This is a genomic window from Dickeya dadantii NCPPB 898, assembly GCF_000406145.1.
In the GTDB taxonomy this organism is placed as follows: domain Bacteria; phylum Pseudomonadota; class Gammaproteobacteria; order Enterobacterales; family Enterobacteriaceae; genus Dickeya; species Dickeya dadantii.
Genome location: NZ_CM001976.1, coordinates 4,599,618 through 4,613,708 on the forward strand (window position 1 = coordinate 4,599,618; position 14,091 = coordinate 4,613,708).

The window sequence follows — 14,091 nt, forward strand, 5'->3', positions numbered from 1 at the left end:
TAGGGGTGGTCGCAACAGGAAGACCCGGCGATGGCTAAGTAGCGATAAAAACGCACCTCACCCGCGCTGATAGCGCACTACCCGGCTGCGGTTCAGCAGCAGCGTCAGATAGCCGTCTTGCACCCGCAGCGAGAAGCGTTTCTCCCACGGGCCGTCCTGCACCGTGGCGAGCGCGCGGCCGTTGCCGAGCGATTGCAGAGAGCCGGCGATCGCCGCCGGGCCAAGCCCCATCACGATACGATCGCCGTCAATCACCAGTTCGCTGCGGGTGTCCGGCCAGTGCCAGCGGCCTTGCAACTGCATCACGCTGTTGTCAGCCTCCACCGGTAGGAACCGGCATGGCGCGTGACCGATTTCCCCTTCGATCGCCATACCGTTCTGCCTAAGCTTCATCGGCAGATGACTGGATAACGACACCGCCACGCCCGGCTCATCGCTGCGGTACAGGGTTTCGGTCGCGCCCAGCCAGCAGGCACCCAGACCTTTCACCTCCAGCCAGTGGCCGCCGTGCTCCGCCGCGTACAGCCCCGGCGTCAGATCATGCCCGCGCGCCGGCAGCGGCTGGTCCAGCAAGGCGGACATCACCCGCAGCGCGCTGTCGTAAGTGGCGACATCTTCCCGGTTGGCGACCAGCGCCACCCCGACCTGCAATACCGGATCAAGCAGGAAGTAGCTCTTATAACCCGCGTGCGAACCGCCGTGCCCCACCAGCAGCGCGTCGCCGAGGCGGCTGTGCGCCACGCCCAGCCCGTAACCGGTGACGCGACCGTCGCGCAGGTAACGCGGCTGGGACAGACGCGCCAGCACGCCTTCGCCCGGCCCCTGATTGATCAGCAGCGATTGCAGCCAGACCGTCAGATCGCGCACGCTGCCGGTGACGCAGCCGGAGGTGGACAGATGCAGCCCGGCGCAGGACAACTGCCAGCCCTGCGGCGATGGCCAATAGCCCGGCACCAGTCCGGGCACGATATCAAACCAGGTTTCCGGCGCGCTGAGCGCGATCCCCAGCGGTTGGTTGACGTGCTGGCGCAGCAGGTCGGCGAAATAGATACCTTTGGCTTTCAGCGCTTCTTCCACCAGCCGGTAACCGGTATTGGTGTAGGAGATCTCGCTGCCCGCCGGGTAGTTCAGGTCGCCGTTGTCCGCCAGAAACGCCAGCAGGCTGTCGGCCGAGGTGGCGTTGTACACCGACAACCCCAGCAGCGACAGACTTTCGCGCACGTCCGGCAGGCCGGAAGTCATGTCCAGCGCCTGCCCGACCGTCACCTTGCCGTTTTCACCGGTCAACTGCGGCAGGTGTTGATCGAGACGGTCGGTCAACGCCAGCGCATGGCTGGCGGCTCCCGTTACCTGTGAAGCGAACAGATGTTTGGTCACCGAGGCGAAACGCACCACGCTCTGGGTGGTGAATGGGGTATTCTGCGCCAAATCCGCCAGCCCGCCGCAGCAGGCGGCACGGATCTGTTCGCCGTCGAACAATGTAATGGCGCCACCCGGCTCGCCGGGCTGATTCCAGGATTGCGCGATCGCGCGCGCCTCATCAATGGCGCGCTGCCAGTGCAATGTCATGCCGGTTCCTCCAGCGTCATACTTAAATCGTACAGTTCCGCGGTGTGTGGATGATGCAGATTACGCGCGCGCAAATGCTCCACGCTGAGCTGCTCCACCATTTCGCCATGCTGCATCACGCCGACGCGCTGGCACAGATGGGATACCACCGCCAGATTGTGGCTGACCATGATATAGGTGAGCCTACGCTCCTGGCGCAGATCTGTCAGCAGGTTGAGGATTTCCGCCTGCACCGACACATCCAGCGCCGAGGTCGGTTCATCCAGCAGCAGCACTTCCGGCTCGGCGATCAGCGCGCGGGCAATCGCCACCCGCTGGCGCTGGCCGCCGGAGAGCTGATGGGGAAAACGAAAGCGCGCCGCGGCGGGCAAGCCGACTTCCTCCAGCGCACGGGTAATGCGCTGTTCGGCGCGATCGAAGCGGTGCACCAGCAGCGGTTCATGCAAAATACGATCGATGGTCTGGCGCGGATGCAGCGATCCGTACGGGTCCTGAAACACCATCTGCACCTGGCGGAAAAAACTGCGATCCCGCCGCGGCAGCTGTGCCATGCCGCCAAACTCGATTCGACCCCGCCACTGGGTATTCAACCCGGCCAGCGCGCGCAAAATGGTGGACTTGCCGGAGCCGCTTTCGCCCACCATGCCGAAGCTGTCGCCGCTCTCCAGCGCGAAGGACACCCCTTTCACCACCTCGACGCCGCCAAAGGCGATGCGCAGGTTTTCAACGTTAATCATCAGGTTCTCCAGGATGGATCGCGCTGCAACACCGGCAGCCGATCGCGCGGGTGTCTCAGCGACGGCAGGCAGGCCAGCAGCCCTTGCGTATACGGATGTTGCGCCTGTAGCAGCTCGCTAGCCTGCAGCATTTCGACGATGCGCCCGGCGTACATCACCGCCACCCGATCGCAGAAATGCGACACCAGCGGCAGATCGTGACTGATCAGGATCAACCCCATGCCGCGCTGCGATACCAGATCGTCGATCAGGCACAGGATCTCCGCCTGCACGGTGGCGTCCAGCGCCGAGGTCGGCTCATCGGCAATCAGCAGTTCCGGGTCGGGCGCCAGCATCATGGCGATCATCACCCGCTGCCCCATGCCGCCCGACACTTCATGCGGATAACATTTCGCCACCCGCTGCGGGTCGCGAATGCGTACCTGATTCAGCAGATCGATGGCGGCGTCCATCGCCGCACGGCGGCTGCCGCTTTTGTGCTCGCGCCAGGCTTCCGCCACCTGCTGGCCGATGGTCATCACCGGGTTCAGCGAATATTTCGGGTCCTGCAGGATAAAGCCGACCCGCTTGCCGCGAATCTGCCGCAGCGTCTTTTCACTGGCGCCGCGCAGGTCGATGCCGTCAAAACTCAGTTTGTCGGCCTGAACGCGGGCGCTGCCCGGCAGCAGTTGCATCAGGCTGCGGGCGGTCAGAGACTTGCCGGAGCCGCTTTCGCCGACAATGGCAAACTTCTCTTTGCCGACGCTGAAGCTGACGCCGCGCACCGCCTCAAACGTTTCCGTCCGGCTGGCGAACGCGATACGGAGGTTTTCAATTTCCACCAACATTTAACGCTCCTTCGGGTCCAGCAAATCGCGCAGGCCGTCACCAAGAAAGTTGAAGGCCAGCGAGGTGAGGAAAATGGCGATGCAGGGCACCAGCGGCACCCACCAGGCGTTGAACAGGAAACGACGCGCGGTGGCGATCATGGTGCCCCATTCCGGCGACGGCGGCTGCGCGCCCATGCCGAGAAAGCCAAGGCTGGCGGCGGTGATGATGATGGAGCTCATATCCAGCGTCACCCGCACAATCAGGCTCGGCACGCACAGTGGCATGATGTGGCGCAGAATGATGCGCAGCGGCGCGGCGCCGGTCAGGCGGCAGGCGGCGATGAAATCGGTGTGGCGAAACTGTAACGTCTCCGCCCGCGCCAGCCGCGCATACGGCGGCCAGGCGGTCAGCGCGATCGCCAAAATGGCGCTTTCCACCCCCGGTTTCAGCGCCGCGACAAACGCCAGCGCCAGCACCAGCCGCGGAAACGCCAGAAAGATATCGGTCAGCCGCATCAGGACTTTGTCGAGAATGCCGCCGGCGTAACCGGCGATGCAGCCGACCAGCAGGCCGAGCGGCGCGGTCAGCGCCACCACCGCGATAACCATGCCCAACGTGGTGCGGCCGCCGTACAAAATACGGCTGAACACATCGCGCCCCAGTTCATCCGTGCCTAGCCAGTGCCCGGCGGACGGCGCCGCCAGCCGGTTGGATAGATTCTGAAAACCGGGGTCGTACGACGTCAGCCAGGGCGCGGCCAGCGATAACAGCAACACGGCCACGATGATAAACAGCCCCAGCATCGCCAGCGGATTAGTGCGAAACCCCAGCCACAGGCGGTAGCGCTGCCCCCACACCGCTTGACGGCGCGTGGTAGGCGTTTCGTCGAGCAACCAGGCTCGTGAGACATAAAAACTCATGTTACGCGGGGATCCAAAAGTCGATAGAAAATATCAGCCAGCAGGTTCAGCAGCACATAGACCGCACCCACCAGCAACGTGGCGCCCACCACCGGGTTCATGTCCGCGTTGAGCAGCGCGGTGGTGAGGTACTGACCCAGCCCCGGCCAGGAGAAGACGTTTTCCGTCACCACCGCTCCTTCCAGCAGCCCGGCGTAGGTCAGCGCCAGCACGGTGACCAGTTGCACCGCCACCGTGGGAAACGCGTGCCGCCAGATCACCCGGCGCGACGATAACCCCTTGGCGCGGGCGGTGATCACGAACTCGCCGCTGAGTGCGTTGAGCATGAAGGTGCGGGTCATACGGGTGATGTAGGCCATGCTGAAATACGCCAGAATCAGCACCGGCTGCACCATGTGCGCCAGCGCGTCGCGCAGGGCGTCATAGTCGCCGGCCAGCAGCGAGTCCACCGTCAACAACCCGGTGACGTGCGGCACCATGTCCTGAAAGATGATGTCCTGTCGCCCCGGCCCCGGCGCGATGCCCAGCACCGCGTAAAAAATCAGCAGGCTGAGCAGCGCCAGCACAAACACCGGCAGCGAATGACCCGCCAGACAGATGACGCGAATCACCTGATCCACCCAGCGCCCTTGCCGCACCGCCGCCCATACCCCGAGCGGAATGCCGACCAGCGCCGCGACGACGATCGCGGCGGTCGCCAGTTCCAGCGTGGCGGGGAAGTAGCGGGCGATGTCGGTGGTCACCGGATTGGAGGTCAACACCGAGCGCCCCAAATCGCCGTGCAGCAGTTGATTCAGGTAGTGGCCGTACTGCATCCACAGGGGCTGATCCAGCCCCATTTCCTGACGTACCCGCTCCACCACCGCCTGGGGCGCGTTGTCCCCGACGGCGGCGAGTACCGGGTCGGTCGGCATAATACGGCCGATGAAGAAAGTCAGTACCGATAACCCCAACAGGGTCAACAACAGGCTGCCGAGCGTACTGCAAAAACGGATCAGTATCTGCATCAGGCTTTCTTCACCTGCTGATAAGGCACTTTGCTCAATACCGTCATGGTGACGCCGCTGAGGTTCTTACGACAGGCCAGCGTTTTCTCGTCCTGCATCATCAGCGTGAACGGGCTTTGCTCGCGGTGGTTGCGTTGCAGGGTTTCGTACAGCGCGATGCGTTTAGCTGAGTCCTGCTCGTGCAGCGCCTGTTCGGTCAACTGATTGAACTTTTCATCCGACCAGTTGCAACGCCAGGCCAGCGTGCGGTTGCGGGCGCCGTCGCTGTTGTCGGTGTTGATGCAGAAGGCTTCGGCGTTGGAGTTCGGGTCGAAGTAGTCCGCGCCCCACGCCGTCAGCGCCAGTTGCTGCTGGCGGGCGCGCATTTTGGTCAGCACCTGACGGTTTTCCGCCGCGATCAGCTTCACTCTGATGCCGATGGCGCCGAGCTGGGTCTGGACTGCCTGCGCGATATCCGGGTACGGCTGGGCGGAGTAGTGATCCAGCGTAATGTCGAAGCCGTCCGGATAACCGGCGTCTTTCAACAATGCTTTGGCTTTGGCGACATCCAGATGGAACGGGGTGTCGTCCAGCGCCGCCGGGAAGCCGCCCGGCAGGAAACTCTGATGCACCTTGTGCGTCAGCGGCAGAATGTTTTTCTGGATGCTGTCGTAGTCCAGCGCCCACTTGATAGCCTGCCACACCTGCGGTTTTTTCAGGAATTCGTTGGCGGTATTGCAGGACAGCAGCATCACGCTGGCGATGCTCTGGCGCACCAGATGGTAGTTGCTGTCGTTCACCAGCGGGCGGATCTGCTCGGTGGTCAGGTTGCGGGCGATATCCACGTCCCCTTTTTGCAGCATCAGCAACTGGGCCGACGGGTCGACAATGTGCTTGATCAACACGCGCTTAAAGGCGTTATCCGCCGGGAAGTGATCGTTTTTCTGCAGGATGATGCTTTCGCTGGCTTTCCAGCTCACCAGCGAGAACGGGCCGGAACCGGCGCTGTTCTGCTTCAGCCACTGGTTACCCAGATCGTTGTTTTGCTGATTAGCCAGCGCCGCCTTTTTCTGCACGATGCTACCCACCGGCGCCGACAGGCAATACAGCAGGAAGGTTTCCGCCGCCGGTTTGTCGAGACTGATCACCAGCGTTTTTTCATCCGGCGCGGTGATGTGCTGCTCCACGTTGTCTTTGGTAAAACCGAACTGGTTGATAATGAACGCCGGGCTTTTATCCAGCTTGACCGCGCGTTGTAACGAGAAGGCGGCGTCGTCGGCGGTCACCGGCGAACCATCGGAGAATTTGGCTTTCGGATTGAGGTGGAAGGTGAAGGTTTTGCTGTCGTTGCCCACTTCCCAACTGGCGGCCAGATCGCCGATCACCTCTTGCGGGTTGGCCGGGTTCGGCATCACCAGGCGCTGGTACAGGTTACCGATGATTTCGGTGCCCACCGCCTCGAACCCTTCCTGCGGGTCGAGACTGGTCATGTTATCAAGCTGCATCGCCATCACCAGCATGGACGGCGGCGTATCGGCGAACGCGGTGTTCAGGTTAAGCCAGGACAGTAAAGGCACGGTAGCGCAACCGGCAAGAAAACGTCTTCTGGTGACCATTAATCCCCCAAGTGTCTGATTTTAAAATAAAATAGAATATATTTTTTCTGTCTGCGGCTTGACAGACATCACAGGCACTGGCTTAAATGGTGGCGCGGTGAACAAAATTTCTCCGCCTGAATGACCTGCACCAATAAGGTGCAAATCAGTTTCCATTTCAGAAAATCATTTTCTTTCAATCCAGATCGGTACTTCGTCCATGTCAAATTCGCCCGTGTCCGACAAGCCGCTTGCACATCATGTTTCTATCCCTGTCTTTGATGGCCACAACGACGTGCTGTCACGCCTGTGGCGACTTCATCGCGATAACCCGACCGATGCCTTTCTGAACGGGCCGGCGCAGGGTCACATTGACCTGCCCCGGATTCGGCAGGGCGGATTCGCCGGCGGCCTGTTCGCCACCTACGTTCCCTCGCCCCGAAGCGATGCAACATCCATACCAGATGGCAACGTTTTATTAACCACCCCGTCAATGGCGCAGGCGCGCGACATCAGCTTCTGGATGCTCTCCACCCTGCTGCGCCTTGAAGCGGAGTCCGCCGGGCAATTGCGGGTCTGCCGCAGTGCGGCGGATATCCGTCGCTGCATGGCGGACGGCGTGGTGGCGGCGGTGATGCACATTGAAGGCGCCGAGATGCTGGATGCCTCCCTGGACTTGCTGGATATTCTCTACGCCGCCGGGTTGCGCAGCCTGGGGCCGCTGTGGAGCCGGCCGAATATCTTCGGCCACGGGGTGCCGTTTCGCTTCCCGTCCTCGCCTGACACCGGCGATGGCCTGACCGAGGCCGGGCTGCGGCTGGTGCGCGCCTGCAACGCCAAACGCATTCTGGTGGATCTCTCCCACATGGATGAAAAAGGCTTCTGGCAGACAGCGGAGGTTTCCGACGCGCCGCTGGTGGCCAGCCACTCCAACGCCCACGCGCTGTGCGCCCAGTCGCGCAACCTCACCGACCGCCAGCTGGCGGCGATCCGCGAGCGCGACGGCTTTGTCGGCGTCAATTTCGGCACCTCCTTCCTGCGCGCCGACGGCCAGAAAGACCCGTCCGCCACGGTGCAGGAGATCGTGCGCCATGTAGAGTATCTGCTGGAAAAACTGGGTGAAAACGGCGTCGGCTTCGGTTCCGATCTGGACGGCACCACCATCCCTGGCGACCTGAAAGACGTGGCGGGTTTCCCCATTTTGGTGCAGGCGCTGGCCGATCGCGGCTACTCTCGCACTCTGTTGGAGAAAATCTGTTACGGCAACTGGCTGCGGGTATTGGAAGCCACCTGGGGCGAATAGCCGGCGGACGCGGCCTGCCGCCATTCGGCAGCGTTTTTCAATAACATGGCGTGAATCTTGCTTGTTTATATGTTGGATCGTGCTCCGTCGGGCCGGTCGGGCACACATCACACAACAGGACTCAGGTTATGCGTTTACGCCACATCGAAGTCTTTCAGGCGATTGTTCAGGCCGGCACCATCAGCGGCGCGGCGCGGTTACTCAACGTTTCCCAGCCCAACGTCAGCCGGGTGCTGAATCACGCCGAACAGCAACTGGGCTTCGCGCTGTTCGAACGCCGCTCACAAGGGTTGGTGCCAACGGTGGAAGGGCAGCAACTGATGCCGGAGATTGAACGGCTCTACAGCCAATTGCAGACGATTTCCCGCCTGACCGAACAGATCCGCAAAGGCCAGCGCGAAACGGTGCGGCTCGGTGCCGCGCACGCGTTTGGTCAGATGATTGTCGCCCCGGCGATGGTGGAGTTTCAGCAACAGGCGCCACTGGTGAACATGGAACTGGTCACCGAGCACTTCAGCACCCTGTGCCAGAACATTCAACAGCATCAGCTCGACCTGGCGCTGGTGTTCGGCCAGCAGGTGCCGCCGGATTTGCTGGCCGAACCGTTGTGTCAGTCACGTATGGTGGCGATTCTGCCGAAAGACAGCCCGCAGCGGGGGCCGGTATCGCTGGAATGGCTGTGCCACAACAACCTGCTAATGATGCAGCAACAGGACCCGCTGGGCCAGGTCGTCCACCGCGCCCTGCGCGACCGTCGCCTCAAACCGGCGGCCTCGCTGTACATCAAGACCTATTCGGTGATCGCCGATATGGTGCTGGCAGGCGGCGGCACCGGCATCGTCGACCTGTTTACCGCCCGCCGCTATGCCGATCAGCTCAAAATCGTGCCCATCAGCCAGCCGCTGCCGTTTGAGGTGATGCTGATCAGCCGACGCGACATCCCGCAATCCCGCGAGATCCTGCAACTCAAACAGGTGCTGAAAAGCAAGTGCCGCGAACTCGCCAGCCAGTGTCTGCCGTTGCTGGAAGCGGCGTAAACGTCGCCACAGTTTTCCGGCCGCCGCGCGGTTCGGCCGGAAGCCGTGATTTGTCAGTCCGTTACCGCTGTCGCTTTTGGCAAACCGCCCGTTATAATTACCCCATCACTTCTTAACAGGTATGCACCGATGATTCGTAGCATGACCGCTTACGCCCGGCGAGAAATCAAGGGTGACTGGGGTAGCGCCGCCTGGGAGCTTCGCTCCGTAAACCAGCGTTATCTGGAAACCTATATCCGTTTACCCGAACAGTTCCGCAGCTTAGAGCCGGTAATCCGCGAACGCATCCGCAACCGCCTGACCCGCGGCAAAATCGAGTGCGGCCTGCGTTTTGAGCTGGACCCGCGCGCGCAGGGGCAACTCATCCTCAACGAGCAACTGGCCAAACAGCTGGTAACCGCGGCGAACTGGGTGAAAATGCAAAGCGACGAAGGCGAGGTCAACCCGCTCGACATCCTGCGCTGGCCGGGGGTGATGTCGGCGCAGGAGCAGGATCTGGACGCCATCAGCGCCGAACTGATGAAGGCGCTGGAAGCCGCGCTGGACGACTTTATTATCGCCCGCGAAAGCGAAGGAAACGCGCTCAAGGCGCTGATTGAACAGCGTCTGGTGGGTGTTAGCGCCGAAGTCGCCAAGGTTCGCGCCCACATGCCGAACATTCTGCAATGGCAGCGTGAAAAACTGCAAAGCAAGCTGGACGAGGCGCAGGTGCAGCTCGACGGCAACCGGCTGGAGCAAGAACTGGTGCTGCTGGCGCAGCGCATCGACGTAGCAGAAGAGCTTGACCGGCTGGAAGCCCACGTGCGGGAAACCTACAAAATCCTCAACAAGCAGGAAGCCGTCGGCCGCCGTCTGGACTTTATGATGCAGGAATTCAACCGCGAATCGAACACGCTGGGTTCCAAATCCATCAACGCCGACGTCACCGCCTCCGCCATCGAACTGAAAGTGCTGATTGAGCAGATGCGGGAACAGATTCAAAACATCGAGTAACGATTCACGCGATCTCGCGTTGTCTCACTAAGTCTCGACAGGATAAAAGGGCCATTGTAAATCATGGCCTTCTTTGTTTTATATAGTCTGACCTGCTCCCCGATGTTAGTAATGTCTTCATAAGCCACATGAGGACATCCCCATGAAGAAGCGTTTTTCCGACGCACAGATCATCAGTACCCTCCGCGAAGCGGAAGCCGGGGTTTCTGTGAACTCTGCCGTAAGCACGCCATATCCGACGCCACGTTTTACAACTGGCGTAAGAAGTATGGAGGTGCCCGAGGTTAAGCGCCTGAAGTCGCTTAAGGAAGAGAACGCTCGACTCAAGAAGTTGCTTGCAGAAGCCATGCTGGATAAGGAAGCCCTTCAGGTAGCCTTTGGTCGAAAGTACTGACGATAGACCTGAAGCGGGAAGCCGTGGTGTTGATGTGTGATGCGACCGGTCTGTCGCAACGTCGTGCATACGGGCTTACAGGTTTGTACCTGTCGACCTGCCGCTATGAGGCGCAACGCGCGGCCGCTGGTGCGCATTTATCAGGACGTATCACTGAGCTGGCACTGGAGCGCAGGCGTTTTGGCTACCGCCGGATATGGCAGCGGCTGCGCCGAGAAGGACTTCACGTTAATCACAAGCGCGTGTACCGCCTTTATCATCTCAACGGACTGGGCGTAAAACGCAGACGACGTCGTAAAGGGCTGGCAACAGAACGTCTGCCGCTGCTCCGCCCGGCGGCCCCCAATCTGACCTGGTCGATGGATTTTGTCATGGACGCATTGGCCATCGGTCGCAGAATCAAGTGTCTGACCTGCGTGGACGACTTTACGAAAGAGTGTCTGACGGTGATGACCGTTGCCTTTGGGGTTTCCGGCCTTCAGGTAACGCGTATTCTGGGCAGTATTGCGTTGTTTCGTGGATATCCTGGGACGATAAGAACCGATCAGGTACCTGAATTTACCTGCCGGGCACTGGATCAGTGGGCCTTTGAACACGGAGTGAAACTGAGGCTAATCCAGCCGGGCAAACCAACACAGAACGGGTTGATAGAGAGCTTTAACGGCCGCTTTCGTGATGAATGTCTGAATGAGCACTGGTTCAGCGACACCATTCACGCCAGGAAAACCATTAATGACTGGCGGCAAGACTATAACGAGTGCAAGCCCCATTCGGCACTGAATTATCAGACGCCATCAGAGTTTGCAGCAAGGTGGCGAAACAGCGAATTTGGAAGTAAACAAACCGACATTACTAACTGACGTTTGTATCTAATCCTGGGAGCAGGTCAGAATGTGTTTTTGGATGAAAAATCAGCATTATCGTAAAAAAAACGAAAATCAATAGATAAAAACATTTATGCCAACTTTTAGTAGCGTCGAACTGACTTAACAACCACATATAGTGTTTTTCTTCGATGTATAGGTGGCTATACAAAAAAACCGTGACGGGTCACGTTGACATAAAACCCACTTAGTGTAGATTTACTATCAACTGAGCCCGGTCCCCTGGCTTGATCCTATCTAGGTAGGTGAGAGTTATGGCCGGGCCTTCTTGTATCAGGAGGTAAGGAAACTTTTGAATGGCTGATCCGGTGAAAGTTCATAAGGAATATGACGAACTAATCGATTTGCTACTTTCTCGAGGTATGGATATACCTGACCGTTATCATGCAATAAAGAAAATCTCACAGGTTGGTTATTACCGGCTCTCTGGTTTTTGGTATCCATGCAGAATCCCTCACATAACTCCTGAAAATATTAGAACCCGGCTTGATCAGGTTCGTCCTGGGACAAATTTCCGGGCTGTATACGACCTCTATTTGTTCGATAAAAAATTACGTCTTCTAATAATGGATGCTTTGGAGCGGATCGAGGTTTATGTTCGTTCGGTGATCGCACATGAAATTGGGAAGATATCACCTCTCAGTTACTTGGATGATTCCCTAATCAATCCAAAGCACTTGAGTCCAAGTTCTGATAGGCGCTCTAAGTGGCTTACTAAACATTCAAATAAAATCTCTGAAAGTAGAGAAGATTTTATCAAGTGGCACGAAGGGAGATATGAAGGATTTCCATTCTGGGTGGTTATTGAGGTTTGGGATTTTGGCTTAATGTCGAAATATTATGCAATGCTAAAAGATAGCTATCGTAATAAAATACTATCTAGGCTAGGCATCCCTTCTGGGAATGGTGCTATATTCCAAAATTGGCTTAGTGCCATGAACGTCCTTAGAAATCGTTGCGCTCATCATTCTCGAATTTGGAACAAAGTTAATGAGCCAAAGATCATGCCATTGCCAAATCATCCTTATTTTAAACATTTGCATTTGAGTAATGACGCTTATGAAAGGATGTACGGAATGATCGCTATACTGTGGTTGTTAGTGAAAGAAATAGGCCCGGGCTCAAATTGGATTAGGGACATTGCTGATTTGATAGATACGAAACCACCCTTGCCTGGGTGTAATCTGACAGCGATGGGATTCCCTGACAATGAAGGATTTCCTCGGTCCCTGTTTGGGATTGGCTGAATAATTCTATTATCGTGCAGGCAATCTGGTCTGTATTGTCTCTCTTAGCACCGCCACATGTAGTCGTTTTTCATGGTGGCTTTGTTGATCCAGATTCTCCCCTACTGAAACAACAGGGGAAGATCAAAAAACGACCACACTCAGACGATACCTTAAATTATCGTGTACACATGGGTGTACCCGTAGAAAAAACGCATTAACAAGAATCCAGCAACCACGCGTTATAGAGCCACCTACTCAATAAACAGATTCAATCGAGTAATTTCCACCCTGTTCCACAGACTGCCACAACGCCCTGCTTTCAGGGCGTTTTTGTTGCTTATTACGCTCCGTTTTCCGCCTGATCGCATCGGCACTAAACAGCAACTCCGACCATAACTACGATAATCGTAGTATCTAAAACCCATCATGACTACGAATATCGTAGCTATGAACACCCGTCAGAAACGCCATGATATTTTCAGTCAACGCCTCAAGGATGCTCGCTTACTGCGTGGGCTGTCCCAGAAAGGGCTGGGTATCGCTGCCGGAATAGATGAGTTTGTTGCCAGTGCACGCATTAATCGCTACGAAAAGGGTGTGCATGAAGCGAATATCGTGACGGCGAAGCGCCTCGCAGAAGCGCTCAATGTCCCTCTGGCTTATTTCTACGCTGACGATGACAATCTGGCAAAAATGATCCTACTGTTCGCCGACTTGCCCAGAGAACAGCAAGCCAGGTTGCTTGCATCGTTAGACAATAACCAACCCGAGACAAAGTAAAACTCGCTTAACGCGACTTCGCTCTTATCCTGATTTTACGATCAATCAATTCACCACTCCGATCGTAATATCGACTCGGCCATATTTCGGCCGGATGAATCCCCAATGCTTCCGCAATCAGCCATTCACCTTTGGGCCAGGGCCTGACCAATGCATTCGCCAATGTTGATGCACTCAAACCGGCAGAACGGGAAAGCGCTGCCATTGAGGTACGTTGCTTGTGTAAAGCAGCAATAATGTCCGCCTGATGCCAATCCTTTTTCATCCAGCCTCCTAACTCGTCACTGTTAAAGGAACAGACACAGCAAATACTACGTTATTCGTAGTATCTCACTCAAGAAAAAACTACGATTCTCGTAGTCATGAAATCAAGACCAAACTACCATGACGTTTTCTGTCAACGACTTAAGCAAGCCCGGCTTGCGAAAGGCCTGTCACAGAAAAAACTCGGCATCGCCGCCGGAATCGATGAATTTGTGGCAAGCACCCGCATTAACCGATATGAAAAGGGCGTGCACGAAGCCAGTATTGATACTGCTCAACAACTCGCGAACGCGCTCGACGTCCCGCTGGCATTCTTTTACACCGCTGATGATGAACTGGCCGAATTGATGCTAGCGTTTTTGAGGCTGTCACCAGAGAAACGGGCAGAGATTTTGACATTAGTGAAAACGGTTGGGTAGTAAATCAGTGCTCATTTTTTCTACACTGACAGAGATAGGATCACACTTATCACCAGCTATTCAGGAACCTCAGCCCGCGCGGCAATCATCTGGCATGATCCATAGATAAGGGGTATGTTAGCCGCTTGCATTCAGGAAGAAACCGTTAGCGATCAGGCCGATCGCATTGGC

13 protein-coding genes and 1 pseudogene are annotated in these 14,091 nt (G+C 57.5%); 7 read left to right on the plus strand and 7 right to left on the minus strand.

Annotation, left to right across the window (positions count from 1 at the left end; translation table 11 throughout):
* Positions 1-57: 57 nt before the first annotated feature.
* Genes DDA898_RS20675 through DDA898_RS20700 form a run of 6 tightly spaced genes read right to left on the minus strand, consistent with a single transcriptional unit; the run spans position 58 to position 6,638 of the window.
* Positions 58-1,569: a serine hydrolase domain-containing protein gene (locus DDA898_RS20675; RefSeq protein WP_038912232.1), complete on the minus strand. Its 1,512-nt coding sequence runs from the start codon at positions 1,567-1,569 to the stop codon at positions 58-60.
* A complete protein-coding gene (locus tag DDA898_RS20680) occupies positions 1,566-2,306 on the minus strand; it encodes an ABC transporter ATP-binding protein (protein ID WP_013319955.1) in 741 nt (246 codons plus the stop codon). Before DDA898_RS20680 ends, DDA898_RS20675 begins: the two co-directional genes overlap by 4 nt.
* On the minus strand, positions 2,306-3,133 hold the full coding sequence (locus DDA898_RS20685; RefSeq protein WP_038912233.1) for an ABC transporter ATP-binding protein: 828 nt from the start codon (positions 3,131-3,133) through the stop codon (positions 2,306-2,308). Before DDA898_RS20685 ends, DDA898_RS20680 begins: the two co-directional genes overlap by 1 nt.
* Positions 3,134-4,036 carry an ABC transporter permease gene (locus DDA898_RS20690; protein WP_038912235.1) on the minus strand — a complete coding sequence of 301 codons (903 nt, stop codon included), beginning with the start codon at positions 4,034-4,036 and terminating at the stop codon, positions 3,134-3,136. It lies immediately after the preceding gene.
* Positions 4,033-5,043: an ABC transporter permease gene (locus DDA898_RS20695; protein WP_013319958.1), complete on the minus strand. Its 1,011-nt coding sequence runs from the start codon at positions 5,041-5,043 to the stop codon at positions 4,033-4,035. Before DDA898_RS20695 ends, DDA898_RS20690 begins: the two co-directional genes overlap by 4 nt.
* The gene (locus DDA898_RS20700; protein ID WP_038912236.1) at positions 5,043-6,638 is read right to left on the minus strand and encodes an ABC transporter substrate-binding protein; all 1,596 of its coding nucleotides are present in this window, start codon (positions 6,636-6,638) and stop codon (positions 5,043-5,045) included. Before DDA898_RS20700 ends, DDA898_RS20695 begins: the two co-directional genes overlap by 1 nt.
* Before the next feature lie 199 nt (positions 6,639-6,837).
* On the opposite strand from DDA898_RS20700, the gene DDA898_RS20705 reads away from it, so the two are divergent.
* The 6 genes and pseudogenes from DDA898_RS20705 to DDA898_RS20740 all read left to right on the plus strand — a co-directional run bounded on the left by DDA898_RS20705 (position 6,838) and on the right by DDA898_RS20740 (position 13,237).
* A complete protein-coding gene (locus DDA898_RS20705; protein WP_038912237.1) occupies positions 6,838-7,920 on the plus strand; it encodes a dipeptidase in 1,083 nt (360 codons plus the stop codon).
* A gap of 128 nt (positions 7,921-8,048) precedes the next feature.
* Positions 8,049-8,957 (plus strand): LysR family transcriptional regulator, encoded by a 909-nt coding sequence (locus DDA898_RS20710; protein ID WP_033112141.1) that lies wholly within the window; start codon positions 8,049-8,051, stop codon positions 8,955-8,957.
* A gap of 129 nt (positions 8,958-9,086) precedes the next feature.
* Entirely contained in the window at positions 9,087-9,950 is an 864-nt protein-coding gene (locus DDA898_RS20715; protein ID WP_038912238.1) for a YicC/YloC family endoribonuclease, read from the plus strand.
* Positions 9,951-10,092: 142 nt separating this feature from the next.
* Positions 10,093-11,204: pseudogene (locus DDA898_RS22615) on the plus strand (IS3 family transposase).
* A 320-nt stretch (positions 11,205-11,524) separates the two neighbouring features.
* Positions 11,525-12,475 (plus strand): Abi family protein, encoded by a 951-nt coding sequence (locus DDA898_RS20735; RefSeq protein WP_038912241.1) that lies wholly within the window; start codon positions 11,525-11,527, stop codon positions 12,473-12,475.
* Positions 12,476-12,904: 429 nt separating this feature from the next.
* Complete coding sequence (locus DDA898_RS20740) at positions 12,905-13,237, plus strand: helix-turn-helix domain-containing protein (RefSeq protein ID WP_038912243.1); 333 nt, start codon at positions 12,905-12,907, stop codon at positions 13,235-13,237.
* Positions 13,238-13,244: 7 nt separating this feature from the next.
* Here DDA898_RS20740 and DDA898_RS22620 read toward each other — a convergent pair whose 3' ends face one another.
* Positions 13,245-13,502, minus strand: a complete 258-nt coding sequence (locus DDA898_RS22620; protein ID WP_071604581.1) for a helix-turn-helix domain-containing protein — start codon at positions 13,500-13,502, stop codon at positions 13,245-13,247.
* A gap of 97 nt (positions 13,503-13,599) precedes the next feature.
* On the opposite strand from DDA898_RS22620, the gene DDA898_RS20745 reads away from it, so the two are divergent.
* A complete protein-coding gene (locus tag DDA898_RS20745; protein ID WP_038912244.1) occupies positions 13,600-13,920 on the plus strand; it encodes a helix-turn-helix domain-containing protein in 321 nt (106 codons plus the stop codon).
* The last annotated feature ends 171 nt before the right edge of the window (positions 13,921-14,091 follow it).

Bases quoted from the DNA above. Each gene is read 5' to 3' on its own strand.
- DDA898_RS20695 (WP_013319958.1), bottom strand. From the start codon at position 5,043: ATGCAGATACTGATCCGTTTTTGCAGTACGCTCGGCAGCCTGTTGTTG.
- DDA898_RS22620 (WP_071604581.1), bottom strand. From the start codon at position 13,502: ATGAAAAAGGATTGGCATCAGGCGGACATTATTGCTGCTTTACACAAG.
- DDA898_RS20745 (WP_038912244.1), top strand. From the start codon at position 13,600: ATGAAATCAAGACCAAACTACCATGACGTTTTCTGTCAACGACTTAAG.
- DDA898_RS20740 (WP_038912243.1), top strand. From the start codon at position 12,905: ATGAACACCCGTCAGAAACGCCATGATATTTTCAGTCAACGCCTCAAG.
- DDA898_RS20700 (WP_038912236.1), bottom strand. From the start codon at position 6,638: ATGGTCACCAGAAGACGTTTTCTTGCCGGTTGCGCTACCGTGCCTTTA.
- DDA898_RS20680 (WP_013319955.1), bottom strand. From the start codon at position 2,306: ATGATTAACGTTGAAAACCTGCGCATCGCCTTTGGCGGCGTCGAGGTG.
- DDA898_RS20675 (WP_038912232.1), bottom strand. From the start codon at position 1,569: ATGACATTGCACTGGCAGCGCGCCATTGATGAGGCGCGCGCGATCGCG.
- DDA898_RS20685 (WP_038912233.1), bottom strand. From the start codon at position 3,133: ATGTTGGTGGAAATTGAAAACCTCCGTATCGCGTTCGCCAGCCGGACG.
- DDA898_RS20705 (WP_038912237.1), top strand. From the start codon at position 6,838: ATGTCAAATTCGCCCGTGTCCGACAAGCCGCTTGCACATCATGTTTCT.
- DDA898_RS20710 (WP_033112141.1), top strand. From the start codon at position 8,049: ATGCGTTTACGCCACATCGAAGTCTTTCAGGCGATTGTTCAGGCCGGC.
- DDA898_RS20690 (WP_038912235.1), bottom strand. From the start codon at position 4,036: ATGAGTTTTTATGTCTCACGAGCCTGGTTGCTCGACGAAACGCCTACC.
- DDA898_RS20715 (WP_038912238.1), top strand. From the start codon at position 9,087: ATGATTCGTAGCATGACCGCTTACGCCCGGCGAGAAATCAAGGGTGAC.
- DDA898_RS20735 (WP_038912241.1), top strand. From the start codon at position 11,525: ATGGCTGATCCGGTGAAAGTTCATAAGGAATATGACGAACTAATCGAT.